Source organism: uncultured Hymenobacter sp. (genome assembly GCF_964242765.1).
Lineage (GTDB): Bacteria > Bacteroidota > Bacteroidia > Cytophagales > Hymenobacteraceae > Hymenobacter.
On record NZ_CAXTBM010000071.1, the window covers coordinates 1 to 15257 of the forward strand.

Here is a 15257-nt window from a genome sequence, read left to right on the forward strand (position 1 = left end):
GTCAGGGGCTTGCCACTGCGCTGAAACGGGGCTAATAACTCCTCTAATACCTCGTGCACTATTGTTCCGAAGCCATCAACCCCGAGGGCTTCTTCCACTTCCTCGGCCTCCCGGAAACGAGCAATGCGGTTGAAATAGAATTTCAGGGAGCAGTTCAGGTATTCATTGAGGCCGGTCGGGGAGAGTCCTTTTATCAGCACCTCACGCAGCGCAGCCAGCATACCCAGGTCCTTTTCCAGAACCAAGTCGTTGGTGATAGTCCGTTCTGGTAAGGCCTCACCCCCCCGGCCCCCCTCTCCTAGGGGAGAGGGGGGAGCCACGGCGGCTCGGGTACTATTTGGGGATTGTAGATTAGGTTGAGATAAGGAACCGTGAGCTTGATTGGTAGGTGCAGTTTTGCTTTCTAGCACAGCTTCTATTCTTTCCAGTACCGCTGGCAACTGGTTCAGCACTTCCTCGTTGCTGAAGCGTAACAGCTGAAAGCCTTTGTTGTGCAACTCATATGTCCGTCCGGCATCGTATTCTGCCTGCTCTTGCTGATTATGGATTTCGCCGTCCACCTCAATCACTAACCATGCATCCAGACTCACAAAATCAACTATAAACTGGCCGATATGATGTTGACGCCGGAATTTAGGTTTGCCCGCTAATTTACGGCCACGCAAAGCCTGCCACAGTGCATCTTCTGCCGCTGTGGGATCCTTACGCATGGTCCGCCCATACCCCTTTGTTTTCTGATAGGCTTTTGGGTCCGCCGTAGTCCAGTGCAGCGTCCCATCATCATAAATCCCAACGACCTCAGGTGGAACTGTAGGTGTGACGTCTAGCTCCCCCTCTCCCATAGGAGAGGGGGCCGGGGGGTGAGGCCCCTTCAGAACTGCCACCTGCGCCGTCAGGTCCTCCAATACCATACTCGGATTCTGCGGCAGTAAGTCGTTGGCTACTTGCAGTAAGAACCGGCTCCGCTCGCCGGTGCGCGTGCCTTCGGCACCGGGCAGTACGTGCACTAGGTCCACGCGGCGCGTGCGCTGAAGCAGGCGCCAGAACTGATAGGAGGTGGCGGCCTCGTGGTCGGCGTAGGTGGGCATGCGGAACTCGGTCAGCACGTCGTAGGGGAAGAGCGACGTGTGGCGCTTGGGGGCCGGCAGCACGTTCTCGTTGCAGCTCAGCAGAATGATGTGGTCGAAGTCGAGGGCGCGGGTTTCCAGCAAGCCCATTACTTGCACATCGGCAATCGGCTCGCCCGAAAAAGGCAGGCGGGTGCGGGCCATCTGCTCGTAGAGAAACCGCCGGAACGAGCGCACCGACAGCCGCTGTTCCCGGCAGTCGAATACCGAATCCAACCGCTTGACCAAGGTGTAAAACAGATACAAGTACTCGGCTTCGATGGCCGAGTGCTGCTCGGTGTACACTTGTTTCAGCAAGTCAATCAGCGTGTAGCAGGCCGCAATAATATCGTCGCAGGTGTCCCAGGTCTTGAACAGCGCCTCGATAAGCGGATGGTGTTTGCCGATTTCCAGTAGCTCGGTAGCGGGCAGCAGCACGGCGTTGCGCTTCACAATTTCGCGGCACACCCCGTCGAGCAAGCCGTGGTATTTCGTGTCGGGCTGCCGGTCGAGCCACTGCTGGTAGCGCCGCAAAAACGGGTGGCTCAGCAACTTGTTCACGGCTAAGTGGTGGTAGCGCGGCACGCCGTAGCCGGTTTCGGCGGTGCCTTCTCGGATGCCCGTCAGGTGCACTTCGAACAACAAGTCCACGAGGTTGAACAGGGGCGTACTCTGGAAGCTGAGGCCCATGGTCACGTTGTAGTCGGGCACGGCCTCGGGCGGCAGGCCGTGCAGCACGGGCAGCAGCAGGGTTTCGTCGGGCAGCACCACGGCTACGGTGCTGTTAGGGAACTGCGAGCGGGCTTCGGCCAGGAGCTGGCCGGCCACTTTGCCTTGCATGCTGGCATTGGCCACGCCCACGAAGCGTACGTGCCGCGGTAGGGTGCGCAGCAAGTCGGTGGGAGCACCAAAGTCGCCGAAAGCGGGCGGGGCCCAGCGTTTCAGGTAGTTTTTCAAGTGCTGCCCAGCGCGGTTCGGCGAATCGAAGTCGAGGTAGAACAGGTCGGCGTCGAAGCGCACTTCGGCCCGGCCCGCGCGGTGCAGTACATCAATCAGCGCAAACTCCGCTTTCGAGAGGTAGCCGAGACCCAAAAAGATGTGCTTAGCAGGCGTCGCGCCGTTCTTTACCTGGTCCGTCATGCGTTCCGACGCCAAGCGGTAGGCCAGGCCGGGGTAGGCGACGCGCTGCTCCAGCATCCGGCGACGCAGGCGGTAGTACACTTTCGTGAGGTCGTCCCAGAACTTGAAATACGCCCCCGTTATCGACTGCGGCGACGGGGCTTCACTTAGTTCCCACCGCTCCAACGCCTTGGCCTGCGACAGGTATTCAAACACCTTGTTGGCGGGCGCCAGGTTCTGGTCGAGGTTAGAGAAATCCTGGAGCAGCAGCCCCGACCAACCCACGAACCGGTCGAAATCCAGGTCTTTGTCGATGCCTTTGAGAATGTCGAAGAGCAGCAGTTGCAGGGCAATGGGTTCTTCCACCTGCACGCCGGCCAGCTCCACCATGTAGTCTTCCATGGCCGCCACGCGGGGGCTCCACAGGGCCTCACCCGCGCTGGTCGCCATGGCCAACTCGTTCTTCAGATACACCACCGCCCGCCGCGTGGGCACCACGACCACCAAATCCGACAGCTCCTCGGGCGAGTAGCGGCTCACTAAATCGTGGGCAGCCTGCGAGAGGAAAGAGTTGGTGGCAGTGGTAGCAGCGGCAGTAGGGGCAGAAAGGAGAGGCTGATTCATTGGGAGTAAAGATACTTTGCGGTAGTTCAGTGGAAACCTGGAAACCTTGGTAAATAGTTGGCAACAGCTAACAAAACTCCGAATGGCACTTGAATGCCTGTTTGAAATGCTGCCAACGAGAGAAAGAAGTTGTACGGTGAAGAATTCTGGAAGCTCCTCGCTAACTCAACCCTGGCCGTTGTCGTACCCTTTTGCAGTCCTCCACTGCAAAACTGGCCTTCATGAATCCTACCGAACTTAGCTATCAACTCCGCAACGGCCAAAGCGCCGACCTCACCCGCCGCCGCTGGATAATCGGCCTTTCCATTCTTGGGGTGGCCGCGGGCCAAATTGTAAGCCTCTATCAAACCGGCATCATCAAGCACCTGCCCGACCCACCCGTCGGCCCTTTTGATTCCGATAAAGTAGACGCCTCCGACTACGCCTACAAGCGCCTCGACACTCCCGATGCGCTGCCCATGATGGTCACCTATGGCCTCACTGCTTGTTTGGCCGGCGCTGGCGGCCTACACCGCGCCTCCCAGCAACCCGTCCTGCCGGTAGCCATGGGCCTCAAAACCCTATTCGACACGCTAACCACAGTGAAACTAGGCCAGGAAGAGTGGCAGGAAAACAAGGCGCTGTGCTTTTACTGCCAGGTAGCCACGGTAGCATCCGTTGCCTCGTTGGCGCTGGCCGTGCCGGAAGCTGTGAAGGGTATAAAAAAGCTGCTGAGCAAAGAGTAATAGCTGTAAAGATGCGACACTTCGCGTCTGGGCGTTGAACAGATCCAGTGGCACAATCTAAACAACGTCAGCAACACCAAGACGCGAAGTGTCGCGTCTCTACGTTGTTCGAGAAAACACTACAAGAACAGAGCCGTCATGCAGAGGCGCTAGCCAAAGTATAGCGGCTCCGTTCTTGTTTTTGTAGCGCCTTCTAGGCCAGTAGCTTCTCCGGTCGTATCGGGAGCTGCCGGATACGCTTGCCGCAGGCGCGAAATACGGCATTGGCAATGGCGGCGGCGGTGGGACCTTGAGCGGCTTCGCCAGCACCTAGAGGCGGCTCGGTGGGGCGGTCCAACACGGCCACTTCCACCAGGGGCACTTCATCGAAGCGGAAGATGGGGTACTGCTCCCACTGCCGCGTCGTGACTTGGTGGGCGTTGAAGTGCACTTCCTCGTTGAGCGTCCAGCTGGCAGCTTGGATGAGGCCGCCTTCGGTTTGGTTTTTCAAGCCATCAGGGTTGATGACTTCGCCGGCATCAATAACGCTCCAGATTTTCGGAACCCGAATCGTGGAGCCGTCGGCTTCAGGAGCTACCGTTACTTTAGCTACCACGGCGCAATAGGCCGCTTGGTTCTTATACCGGGCGAAGGCCACGCCAAGCCCCTCGCGCGGGGCTAACTTTTCATTTTGCACCATATCCCGCACTTTGCGGAGCACGGCTTTGGCCCGCTCGTCTTTCAGGTGGCGCAGGCGAAACTCGTACGGGTCCTGACCGGCTTCTACTGCCAACTCTTCCATAAAAGATTCGAGGGCGAATACGTTGCCGAAAGCGCCGAGGCTGCGCAGCGCCGACACCCGCAGAGGGCCTTGCACGTAATGCGTGTCCACGCGCACGGCCGGGAAATCGTAGTAGGGTTCGGAGTTGCGGTAGATGCCGCCGCTTACATCGTCCTCGGGCTTGGGCAGGAATGGTTGGGCGAGATACTGCGCCGCCAGCAGCTTTTCGGGCGAGCCGCCGGGCCGGGTGCTGTGCGTATCCGACCACAGCTCGTGCTTCCAGTGCGTGATGCGGCCAGTTTTGGCGTCGAGGCGAGCTTCCAGGTCCAGCAGCATAGCGCTGCCGTAGGGTTCCCAGGCGTGTTCGTCTTCCCGGCTCCACTGCACCCGTACGTGGCGGCCAGGTACGGCGCGGGCCAGGAGCGCCGCGTCGGCCGCCACATCATCGGCGCCGTTGTGGCCGTAGCAGCCCGAACCCGGCACGCCTTTCACGTGGACGTTCTCCGAACTCAGTTGCAAGAGCTTAGCCAGCGAATCGCGCAGCGGGTACACCCCCTGACTGTGGGTCCAGACGTGCAGACTGCCTTGCTCGAACAGTGCCACGGCACAGCTTGGCCCAATGGAACCGTGCATGAGGTAGGGCTTGAAATAGCTGGCGCGCAACGTGGCCCCAGCAGTTCCGCTGAAGTGGCCTTTATTGGTAGTGCGCTTGTTGATGGCCGGTAGCTGGCGCAGGTGCTCCGCTAGGGGCTGCCCAGCGGGTAAAACTCGGCCTCCCGACCAACGCGCGTGCAGCAGTCCGAAGTCCTGCGCTAGCTTGGCGTCGTATTCGCGCTCGGCCAGCACGCCCACAAAGCTGCCGTCTATCACCACTTGCAACACGCCGGGCACAACTTTTTTCAACTCTTTGGTGTCGAAGCTTTCCAGCTTGGCCTCGTAGGTGGGCGGGCGCAGGATGCGGGCGTGCAGCATGCCCGGAAACCGTAAGTCCTGTACATAATAGGTTTCGGCGCGGACCATCCGCTCTATGTCGTCGCGGAGGATGGGACGGCCCACGTAGCGGTAGTCGGCCTTGGGTTTGAGGCGGATAGGGAGCCGTACTTCGTCTTGGAGCTGCTGCCCGCCAAGTAGTTGCGCAAAGCTGAGTTGGCGGCCATCAGTGGTGCGCACGCCGCCGTTGCGAAGCGCCAACTGGCTCGGCATGACTTTAAACTGGGCGGCCGCCAATACCAGCAGCTTCTGCCGAGCCGCCGCCGCCGCGTAACGCACCGACATGGCACTTTGCTCGATGGAGGCACTACCGGCGGTGTAGCGCTCGTCGGGGGTGCGGCCCGTTTCGGCTAGTGCCACTTCCACTCGCTCCAGCGGCATATCCAGCTCCTCGGCCGCTATCTGCGCTACGGCAGTTCGGATGCCCTGCCCGATTTCAATTTTACCGGTCAGTACCCGTACCCGGCCATCGGCCAGCACTTCCAGCCACGCATTGATGCGCGGGTTGTCTTGCAAGCTGCCGGGTAACTCGGGGCCTTTTGGCTCCTCAGCGGCCAGTGAGTTGGCCCCGAATAAGACAAACCCAATAGTTAGGCAGCCCGCACCCTTCAGAAAATCGCGGCGCGAGGCGGTAGGAGTGGAGTGAGACATAGGACTAGGTAACGCTAAACTCGTGCGTGGTAATTCGTTGCTGGTGTCGAACGACTTGATTAGTAGCTATATAGTGTTGCAGAGCTGTTGTGTGCTTCCGTCAACAACTAAAGCGTTACACCCCGGCGGCCCGTTGCACGGCCCGGATGGCGCGGGCCTGCACGCTGCACCGGCACAGCACCCGAAATAGCCCGTTGCGAATAGCTGCTTCATCGGGCTTAGGATATTGCCGCAGCAACGACACCGCCGAAATAACCATGCCGTTGAGGCAATAGCCGCATTGCGCCGCCTGTTCTTGTACAAAAGCGGCCTGCACCGGGTGCAGCGTACCGTCTGGTTGGGCTAGGCCTTCGAGGGTGGTAATGGCAACGCCGCCGGTTACCTGATGGACAGGCAGTTGACAACTAGGCCACGCAATATCATCGAGTAGCACCATGCAGGCCCCGCACTGCTGTAGGCCGCAGCCAAACTTGGGTCCGTTCAGGCTTAAGTCGTTGCGCAGCACATAGAGCAGGGGCGTAGCCGGGTCAACGCGCAACGTATGCTGTTTCCCGTTCACCAGTAAAGTCAAGTTGGCGTCCATATAGGAAATACTACCAGTCCAGCTAAAAAGATGCGTGGGGCCGTATTAGACTTGGCTATAGCGTGAGGTTTAGGCGTAACCTATTGTTTAACTTGCATGAAACAGCGCTGTACCAGCTCTTGTCAAGAGATAAAGAGATAATAATTTGTAAACAAAGAATTGAAGCCGGGTTGCTGCAATAGCGTAGTTCCTTGGCGGGCAAGGGGCAACCTTCGTACGCTACAGCCTAAACCCTAGTTGCTGTAGTCGAAACCGGTTTCAGAACGAGAGCTACTCGGTGGCAGCCGCTGCCGTTGGAGCTTCATAGCCACTCAAGGAACGCATAGCCAGTAGCAAACTCCCGACGGTGAGCACCGCGCCAGTAAGAAATGCCGCGCCCGGAAAATGCACCGGCGCCTGGGAACCAGTGAAAAACGAAAACAAATTGGTCATCAGGGGCGGCCCTACAATGGCGGTGAGGCTAACCAAGCTGGCAAGTGCCCCCTGCAACTCTCCCTGTTCGGTCGGGGGAACCTGCCCCGACATAATGCCCTGCAACGCGGGTCCGGCAATGCCGCCAAGGCAGTAGGGCACCAAGAAAGCAAACATAAACCAGCCCGATGGGGCAAACGCAAATAGCAGGAATCCTACCGCGTAGAAGCCCAGCCCCACCACCACCGACCGGGTCGCGCCTAGCTTCGGGTTGAGGTAACGAATCAAGACGCCTTGCACCAGCGCCGTCAGTAGCCCAACCGCGCCCAGCGAATAGCCTACCCACGCCTCATTCCAGTGGAATTTGTACATCGTGTAGTACGACCACGTGCTCTGCGTGGCATGCGCCGCTACGTAAACCAGTGTCAAGGAGCCAACTAAGCCCAGAATCACGGGGTAGCGGCGTAGCAGCTTCAACGAGCCAATAGGATTGGCGCGCCGCAATTCGAAAGGTCGGCGGTTTTCCTTGGCCAATGATTCCGGCAACACAAAAAAGCCGTACATCCAGTTGAGCAGGGTTAGGCCCGCAGCAACCAAAAACGGCACGTTTGGCCCAAACTGCCCGAGCGTGCCCCCAATCACCGGCCCAATGATGAAGCCCAACCCAAACGCGGCCCCAATCATGCCAAAATTCTGGGCCCGATTTTCGGGCGTGCTGATATCGGCAATATAAGCCGTGGCGGTAGTGAAGCTGGCCCCGGTGATGCCGGCAATAATGCGCCCAACAAACAGCCACGCTATGCTCGGCGCAAACGCCAGAAACAGGTAATCGAGGCCGAAGCCGAACAGCGCAAACAGCAGCACGGGCCGCCGCCCGAACCGGTCGGAGAGGTTGCCGAGCACCGGGGAAAACAGGAACTGCATGCCCGCAAACGCAAAACCCATCCAGCCCCCGTAGCGCGCGGCGGCGCTAAGCGGTTCGCCCGTGAGGTGGGTAATCAGCTTGGGTAGCACCGGAATAATGATGCCGAAGCCAATAACATCAAGGAGCAGCGTAATAAAAATGAAGGCTAGTGCGGGCTTGCGAGCAGAAATAGCGGCCATACTTAATACGGTTAGATCAGACGAAAACAACAAATGCAGATAACCTTGCATTTGTTGTGCTAAATATACTAGTCAACTGCTTTAAGGTTGCTAATAATATTGTCTTTTTAGCTCGATCAATTAAAACACATCCACTTCCTCGGTACCGAAATAGTATAGCACGCACTCCACTTGCTCGTAGCCGAGTTGGCGGAATAACTGCGCGTATTGCTGCAACGGCCGACGATGATAAGGTTGCGGCGGCGGCACCTTGAAATCGACTAAGGTTACGCGGGTGCCGGCCCGGCCGGTAGCCAAGGCCGTTGCTCCAAATACCACCCGGTCGGGTTTGTAGTCGCGCCGCTTCACGCCACCCACCAGAATTTCGCGCTCTGTTTCCACCGATACCTGCGTGCCGAAGTAATGGGCTAATTGCGGGTGTTCCACCACTTTACGGAGGCGGTCTTCGAGGGCCGGCCGCTCTTTACTGCTAATGAGACCTTCGGCCACCAACTGCCGCGCTACGCGCTCCACATCAGTGGCTAGTATCAGGCGTCGCAACCCATAGTGCAACTTCCGGTTCCACTCGCCTAGCCGCTCCTGCTCATCGAAGTCGAAAACGGTAGTGGCGTGCCGTCGCAGCCGTAGCCGCTCTTCCCAGGGAGCCGTTTCCAGGTTCGATAAGAGAAAGTTGTTGGTTTTTTCCGGGCCGCGGTTGCTTGCTGGCGGGGCAAAGCTGCCTTCCGAGAGTACGAACGATATCTGCTCGTCCTGCCAACGGTTTTGGTGTCGCAGATAGTTATAGAGCAGCTCGGCCACATTGCGGGCCGGATTACCCGCCACTTCAGAAGACGTATCGGTGTCCGTAGTGTTGGTTTTGCGGCCCGTTTCGGTGCGTTTGGTGATGATGTAGAGGCGGTGGCGGGGCCGGGTAAAAGCCACATACAGCATGTTCAGGCCCTCTAGAAACGTCTTTTCGCGCTCCTCCGTGTACTGGTTGGCCAGGGCCGTGCGCGTAAGCGCCTTGGTAAGGGGTACCACCGCCACCGCGGGCATCTCAGCCACCGGCTTAACTTCCTCCGATAAGCGGCCCCACAGCAATGTGGCCCGAAACGGCTCCAAACTCCAATCGGCAAAGGGTACAATCACCACGCCGTAGGCTAAGCCCTTGGCTTTGTGCACCGTAGTAATGGTAATGGCGTCGCGCCCGGCGGGGGCATTGATGCTGAGCGCGCTCTTGCGCTGGTCCCAGTAAGCCAGGAAGTTGTTGAGATTGTTGCCGAAGCGCAAGCTGTATTCGAGGGTCAAGTCCAGGAAGCGGAACAAGTATTCACTTTCGCCGTTGCGGCCCAGCAAGCCAAACAAGCCAATTAGTCGCTCCGTCAGCTCATAGAGCCCCAGGTTGCCGGTTTCCTGCTCTCGCAAGTCGTAGCCTAGCGTCCGGAATTCCTCGTAAAAATCAGCGGCGTGCTCGGCGTTAGCCAGCGTAGCAATGTGCCGAGCCCGATCCGGAGTGGGGGACACCCGTTGCACCACTTTATCGAGCAGGAGCAGCGCCTCGGCGCGCGCCAGCGTGTCGGCGGGCTGGTTGAACACCCGGAAAACAGCCACCAGCAAATTCACCACCTCGGCAAACTCCAACGACAGCGAATCGGCGGAAATAATGTCGTAGCCGCGCTCCTTCAAGAACTTAGCCACCAACCGACTGCCCCGCCGCCGCCGACTAAGCACGGCAATATCGCGCAGATGAAACCCGTCGCGCAAGGCTTGCTCCACCAACGCCAGCGTCAGGTAGAGCGTACTTTCGTCGTAGTCGAGGCTGGCCCCGCTGGGGTAGCCTGGTAGCGGCTCGTCCTTATAGGCGCGGTAGTCGGCATCATAAAGTTGGGCCGGCGCATCGTCTTGCGTGAAAAGGATTTCCACGTGGCCGGTTGCCTCTGCAACTAACTTCCTTTTCTGCTTTGCAGGAGAAGGGCGAGGCGCTTGCGGGTTCTCGAAATCGGAAGGAGTGGAGAGAATGTAGTCAAGACTAGAACCCGGCGAACTGAAGTCGATTTCTTCCTTGTCTTGCTCGGTAGGGGTGGTTGCTGGCAAGTGCATCGGCTCCTGGCCCACCGACTGAGGCACGGTCTGCTGAAACTCTTCACCAAACAAGTCCTGCACCAACGGAAACGCCGCGTGCATCTGCCGGATGTGGCTGAAAAAGTCGTTGTTGAACCCCACAATTTCCGCTGCCGACCGGTAATTCACGTTCAGCGAGGCCGGCTCTAGGGTTTGGTCGAGGGTGACGTACCGTTCGCGCAGCAAGTTCTGCATTTCGGGGTTGTTGGCGCGGTTCACCAACGCTTCGGTCTGGCCTTGGTGCAGGCGCAGAATTTGTTCCATCTCCCCGCCCCGCCAGCGGTAAATGGCCTGCTTGGCGTCGCCTACGGCTAAGCTAAGGTTGTCGGTAGCCACAGCATTTTCCACCAGCGGCAGCAGGTTGTTCCATTGCAGCACCGACGTGTCCTGAAATTCGTCGATCAGCAAGTGGTTGTACCGCTCGCCTAGCCGCTCGTATAAGAACGGCACCGGCTCGGTGAGCACAATGCTGGCAATGCGGCGGTTGAACTCGCTGATCAACACAATGTTCCGCTCCCGGCTCACCTGATCTACAATCTTGTTTAGCTCACTAAGCAGTGAGGCGTGAAACAGGTAAGGCTGCATGGCTGCTAGCAGCAAATAATCAGGAAGCACTGTGGTGCGCAGTCGCTCAAACTGCTCATAAGCTGTTAGCAGCGCCACTTTGGCGCCGTCCACGCGCTGGCGGTCCGCCTCGGTTTTTACTTTGCCGCTGTACCACTTGTCTTGCTCCACGGTGGCACGCACATAGCTGTTGGCCTCTTTCTCGGGTAGCAGACGCTCTTCCCATTTCGTGGCGTAGCCAAAGATGCCGCTCCGGCCTTGGTACAGGTCGGTTTCCGTTACGTTGGCCGCCGCCAGGGCCGCCGTGGCTTGCTCGCCCATAGCCCGGAACTCGGCCTCAATCTGTTCCTGTCGTTTGCGCAACGTCTCGTGCAGCCGCCGAAAATCTTGCAGGGTGAGTGTCTGGAGCTGGGCCACTGCCTCGTGCACAGTCTCATTGAAGAGAAACCCACCGAATTCCACCAGCTCGCCCGCTAGGTTGTTCCAGCTTTTGCCGTCCTCGGCCCGGCTCAAGGCGTACTCGCTGAGCGTACGGGCCAGCAATTTGGAATTCGGGTCGCGGTTCACTTTCTCCAGCAGCGCCGCTACGGCCGTTTGCAGCACGGCTTCCGTATCCAACTCCACCTCAAAAGAAGCCGGCAAGCCCAACTCCCGCGTGAATGCCGTCACGATGCGCTGCACAAACGAGTCGATGGTGCTCACCGCAAAGTCGGCGTAGTGGTACAGTACCAGCCGAAATGTTGTCTGGGCCCGCCGCCGCACTTCCTGCTGCCGTTCCTCGTCGGTGGCGGCAAAGCGGGGCATCTTGCCTTCGTCAGCTAGTTCCGCTGCCACTTCCGCTAACAGCGTGTCCGCCTCGCCTTCCTGTGGGTATGCAAACCGCCTCAGCGCCCCAATAATGCGTTCTTTCATTTCCCCCGCCGCATCGTTGGTGAAGGTGATGGCGAGTATCCGTTTGAAATACCCTGGGTCTTCGTCGCCCAACGCTAGCTTCAGGTATTCCTTAGTAAGCTGGTAGGTCTTGCCAGAGCCGGCAGAAGAAGAGTAGATGCGGAAGGTGGCGGGCATTTTAGAAAAAGGTATATCAGGTATTGCGGTAGCTAACCAGTAACGATGAGCGAGAATATCAACATTTCACCCAACGGCGTGCTAGGCTTGTGTAACTTTCACTTCTCACCTACAAGATTGCCTGATGATTAAAGCAAGAGGGAGTTATTATGCATCCACTACGAAAGCGGTAGGCTGGGAAGTTATCGAAGGCCGTTATACCGAGCTTATTAATCGTGGTTGGAGGCTTATCCCACTTTTAGACCTTGTGCAAAAAATAAAATCGTCGCCCCTTTCTACAAAGTTATATGCCTTCACATCACTAGATAGGCTGGTCGTAAGTATCTACCCTGACATCGAGTGGGAAAGAGAAACGTTACATGTGTTGTTCGACCAACATAGACAGGAATGGGAGTTTAAATATTTTGCCAAACCTTATCAAAAACCTGAGTTCGTGCGCCAATATCCTGCTGACGCGGGCAAAGAAAAATTCGACCAATTCATAAATATGATCCGATGGTGAAGTGGCATTCTCTACACTTCCCCCCACAACCGCTCTATCATATCTGGCGTCACCCGCGCTGGCCGCTTGGTCTGCGGATCGAGCAGCACCCATTGCGTTTCGGCTTCGCAAAGTAGCTTGTTGTCTGCGGCGCGTTCGATGCGCACGAAGCGCTGGCTTTGAGCGCCGCGTACGTCGCCTATCCAGGTGGTGCAGCGTAGCTCGTCGCCGAGCAGGGCAGGGTGGTGGTAGCGGATAAGGTGTTCCAGCACCACCCATATATAGGAGTGGCCTTCGCCCGGTGGGTAGGCAGTATGCCAGTGCGCGGCGGCGGTATCCTGTACCCATTGCACGTATTGCACGTTGTTGGCGTGGTCCAGCTCGTCAATATCCTGAGGCTGTACAGTAATAAGGCGGGCGAAGCGGAAGGCAGGCGTTTCCATAGGAATAGAAGCGGAGTGAAGTAGCAGGCGTTCAGGCAAAGGAACACAGAAACGCGCACCCCTTAACCTCGGCTGTACGCATCTATCGAGATATAATATTGTACGTCGACGCTACGAAGTTGGAAACTTCTCCTATCTTTGGGAAAACTTAAGAAAAAGTGGTTTACACAGTCCAGTTGAGTACTTTCGTAAGGAAGGGAAAGCGGAGTTGAGTGCTGCTTTCCTTAAAAATCATCCATCACAAAAGTACCATGCAGACAGGAACTGTAAAATTTTTCAATGAGACCAAAGGCTTTGGTTTCATCAAAGTGGACGAGACTGGCGAAGACATCTTCGTTCACGTTACCGAGTTGATCGACGAAATCCGCGACAACGACAAGGTTCAGTTCGAAATTGCTCAAGGTCGTAAAGGCCTGAACGCCGTAAAAGTGAAATTGGCTTAGTCCAATCCGCTTTCGGATACGATTAAAAAGCAGGCTCCAAAGGGCCTGCTTTTTTTGTGTTCTACTTTCACTGCTGTCGCTGTTGACAAAGCCTTGTCATGCTGGCGTAGCCAAGTCGTAGTATTGCCTTAGAGCAGTAACCTGGTTTGAGCACGGCAGTCTCAACACGCGAGGTGCTTCGACTTGGTTTCACTGGGCGCCACATGATGAGGCTTTATAGATAGAAATAGTAACCGTGCTATAGCTATTGCGTTAAATAGTCGCTACCTTTGCAGCCGCATTTGAGAACGGCCTCGTTCCGCGCAGCTTACAGCTGCCTAGTAAAAATTGTTGGCCGGCTTTGTCTTCCGTCCGTTGCTTCCGTCACTTGTCGTTGTGAGAGAGTGGGAGAAGAGCGTCGCTGAATTTGCTGTTTTCAGAGCGTAGTGTCTCCACTCCATCAAACACAAAAATGGAAAAAGTAAGATTTGAAGAGCTTTCGCTCTCAGAAGAAATGCAGCGTGCTATTTCGGAAGTAGGCTATGAAGAAGCCTCCCCGATTCAGTCCGCGGCCATCCCCGTGCTGCTCGAAGGCCGCGACGTTATCGGCCAGGCCCAGACGGGTACTGGCAAAACGGCGGCTTTTGCCATCCCCGCTATCGAGAAAGTAGATACCAATTCGCGTGAGGTGCAGGCCCTGGTGCTGTGCCCAACCCGCGAGCTGGCCGTGCAGGTTTCCGGCGAAATTCAAAAGCTCGGTAAATACAAGCGTGGCTTGGCCGTTGTGCCGATTTACGGGGGTAGCTCCTACGACCGGCAATTCCGCGCCCTAGAGCGTGGTGTGCAAATTGTAATTGGCACTCCTGGCCGCGTAATGGACCACATCGAGCGTGGTACGTTGAAGCTGGAGCATTGCAAGATGATCATCCTTGATGAGGCCGACGAAATGTTGGATATGGGCTTCCGCGACGATATCGAGACGGTGTTGAAGCAGATGCCACAGGAGCGCCAGACCGTGTTCTTTTCGGCTACCATGAGCAAGCCGATCATGGACATGACTAAGCGTTACCAGAAAGATCCGCAGATCGTGAAGGTGAACCATCAGGAAATGACGGTTACCAACATCGAGCAGAGCTACTTCGAAGTACGCGGCCCCCAGAAGAAGGATGTCCTGACCCGCCTCATCGATATGTATAACATCAAGTCGGGCATTGTCTTCGCCAACACGAAGCGTATGGTTGACGAAATTGTGGGCGACTTGCAGGCCAAAGGGTATTTCGCCGAAGGCTTGCACGGCGACATGGGCCAGCAGCAGCGCCAGAACACGCTCGACAAGTTCCGCAAAGGCACTCTAGAAATCCTGGTAGCCACCGACGTAGCTGCCCGTGGCATCGACGTAGAGAACGTGGAAGTGGTAGTGAACTACGACCTGCCCGCCGACGAAGAATACTACGTGCACCGCATCGGCCGTACGGGCCGCGCCGGCAAGTTGGGCAAGGCCTTCACTTTCGTGAGTGGCCGCGACATCTACAAGCTGCGCGACATTATGCGCTTCACCAAGGCTACCATTAAGCAGGAGCGGGTGCCTTCATTCGAGGATGTGTCGGAGGTGAAAACCACGCTCATGCTCAACTCTATCAAGGATGTCATCACCAAAGGCAACCTCGATAAGTACGTAAGCCGCGTGCAGCGCCTGCTCGACCAGGATCAGGAAGATGGCATCACGTCGTTAGACGTGGCGGCTGCTTTGCTGAAGATGACGATGAAAGAGGACAAACGCGCGCAGGAAAGCCTGGACGCCAGCCGCACGCAGGGCGCTGCCCGTCCCGGTTACACCCGCCTCTTTGTCACGATGGGCAAGAAAGACCAGATTCATCCCCGCGACATCGTAGACCTGATTGCTGAAAACACAGCTCTCACGGCGGCGAAAGTGGGTGACATCTCGCTCTACGACAAGTTTAGCTTTGTGGAGGTACCATCGGAATTCACCGAAGAAATTGTCAGCCAGCTCGGCCGCACCAGCATCAACGGTCGGCCGGTATCCTTCAACGTGGCAACGCCGCGGCAAGAAGGTGACGCGCAGCAGGAAGGCGGCAACTTCGGCGA

At 57.2% G+C, this 15257-nt stretch carries 10 protein-coding genes; 4 read left to right on the forward strand and 6 right to left on the reverse strand.

Annotation, left to right across the window (positions count from 1 at the left end; all coding sequences use genetic code 11):
• A partial coding sequence (locus tag ACFE7X_RS21340; protein ID WP_375437716.1) for a DUF559 domain-containing protein occupies nucleotides 1-2849 on the reverse strand: 2849 nt, incomplete at its 3' end.
• Nucleotides 2850-3070: 221 nt separating this feature from the next.
• Between ACFE7X_RS21340 and ACFE7X_RS21345 the strand changes: the two genes are divergently transcribed.
• Nucleotides 3071-3574, forward strand: coding sequence for a vitamin K epoxide reductase family protein (locus ACFE7X_RS21345; protein ID WP_375437717.1), 504 nt, complete (start codon nucleotides 3071-3073; stop codon nucleotides 3572-3574).
• 193 nt (nucleotides 3575-3767) lie between these two features.
• Here the strand turns inward: ACFE7X_RS21345 and ACFE7X_RS21350 are convergent, their stop codons facing one another.
• The 4 genes from ACFE7X_RS21350 to ACFE7X_RS21365 all read right to left on the reverse strand — a co-directional run bounded on the left by ACFE7X_RS21350 (nucleotide 3768) and on the right by ACFE7X_RS21365 (nucleotide 11805).
• Nucleotides 3768-5975, reverse strand: coding sequence for a molybdopterin cofactor-binding domain-containing protein (locus ACFE7X_RS21350; RefSeq protein ID WP_375437718.1), 2208 nt, complete (start codon nucleotides 5973-5975; stop codon nucleotides 3768-3770).
• 115 nt (nucleotides 5976-6090) lie between these two features.
• Nucleotides 6091-6558: a (2Fe-2S)-binding protein gene (locus tag ACFE7X_RS21355; protein ID WP_375437719.1), complete on the reverse strand. Its 468-nt coding sequence runs from the start codon at nucleotides 6556-6558 to the stop codon at nucleotides 6091-6093.
• 270 nt (nucleotides 6559-6828) lie between these two features.
• Nucleotides 6829-8073, reverse strand: coding sequence for a TCR/Tet family MFS transporter (locus ACFE7X_RS21360; protein WP_375437720.1), 1245 nt, complete (start codon nucleotides 8071-8073; stop codon nucleotides 6829-6831).
• 120 nt (nucleotides 8074-8193) lie between these two features.
• Nucleotides 8194-11805: a UvrD-helicase domain-containing protein gene (locus ACFE7X_RS21365; protein ID WP_375437721.1), complete on the reverse strand. Its 3612-nt coding sequence runs from the start codon at nucleotides 11803-11805 to the stop codon at nucleotides 8194-8196.
• A gap of 124 nt (nucleotides 11806-11929) precedes the next feature.
• Between ACFE7X_RS21365 and ACFE7X_RS21370 the strand changes: the two genes are divergently transcribed.
• On the forward strand, nucleotides 11930-12307 hold the full coding sequence (locus tag ACFE7X_RS21370; RefSeq protein ID WP_375437722.1) for a hypothetical protein: 378 nt from the start codon (nucleotides 11930-11932) through the stop codon (nucleotides 12305-12307).
• Nucleotides 12308-12318: 11 nt separating this feature from the next.
• Here the strand turns inward: ACFE7X_RS21370 and ACFE7X_RS21375 are convergent, their stop codons facing one another.
• On the reverse strand, nucleotides 12319-12729 hold the full coding sequence (locus ACFE7X_RS21375; RefSeq protein ID WP_375437723.1) for an acyl-CoA thioesterase: 411 nt from the start codon (nucleotides 12727-12729) through the stop codon (nucleotides 12319-12321).
• Nucleotides 12730-12980: 251 nt separating this feature from the next.
• On the opposite strand from ACFE7X_RS21375, the gene ACFE7X_RS21380 reads away from it, so the two are divergent.
• Entirely contained in the window at nucleotides 12981-13172 is a 192-nt protein-coding gene (locus ACFE7X_RS21380) for a cold-shock protein (protein WP_022824769.1), read from the forward strand.
• A 451-nt stretch (nucleotides 13173-13623) separates the two neighbouring features.
• Nucleotides 13624-15257, forward strand: a 1634-nt coding sequence (locus ACFE7X_RS21385; RefSeq protein ID WP_375437724.1) for a DEAD/DEAH box helicase, incomplete at its 3' end; no start/stop codon positions are given.

Bases quoted from the DNA above. Each gene is read 5' to 3' on its own strand.
- ACFE7X_RS21345 (WP_375437717.1), top strand. From the start codon at position 3,071: ATGAATCCTACCGAACTTAGCTATCAACTCCGCAACGGCCAAAGCGCC.
- ACFE7X_RS21350 (WP_375437718.1), bottom strand. From the start codon at position 5,975: ATGTCTCACTCCACTCCTACCGCCTCGCGCCGCGATTTTCTGAAGGGT.
- ACFE7X_RS21355 (WP_375437719.1), bottom strand. From the start codon at position 6,558: ATGGACGCCAACTTGACTTTACTGGTGAACGGGAAACAGCATACGTTG.
- ACFE7X_RS21360 (WP_375437720.1), bottom strand. From the start codon at position 8,073: ATGGCCGCTATTTCTGCTCGCAAGCCCGCACTAGCCTTCATTTTTATT.
- ACFE7X_RS21365 (WP_375437721.1), bottom strand. From the start codon at position 11,805: ATGCCCGCCACCTTCCGCATCTACTCTTCTTCTGCCGGCTCTGGCAAG.
- ACFE7X_RS21370 (WP_375437722.1), top strand. From the start codon at position 11,930: ATGATTAAAGCAAGAGGGAGTTATTATGCATCCACTACGAAAGCGGTA.
- ACFE7X_RS21375 (WP_375437723.1), bottom strand. From the start codon at position 12,729: ATGGAAACGCCTGCCTTCCGCTTCGCCCGCCTTATTACTGTACAGCCT.
- ACFE7X_RS21380 (WP_022824769.1), top strand. From the start codon at position 12,981: ATGCAGACAGGAACTGTAAAATTTTTCAATGAGACCAAAGGCTTTGGT.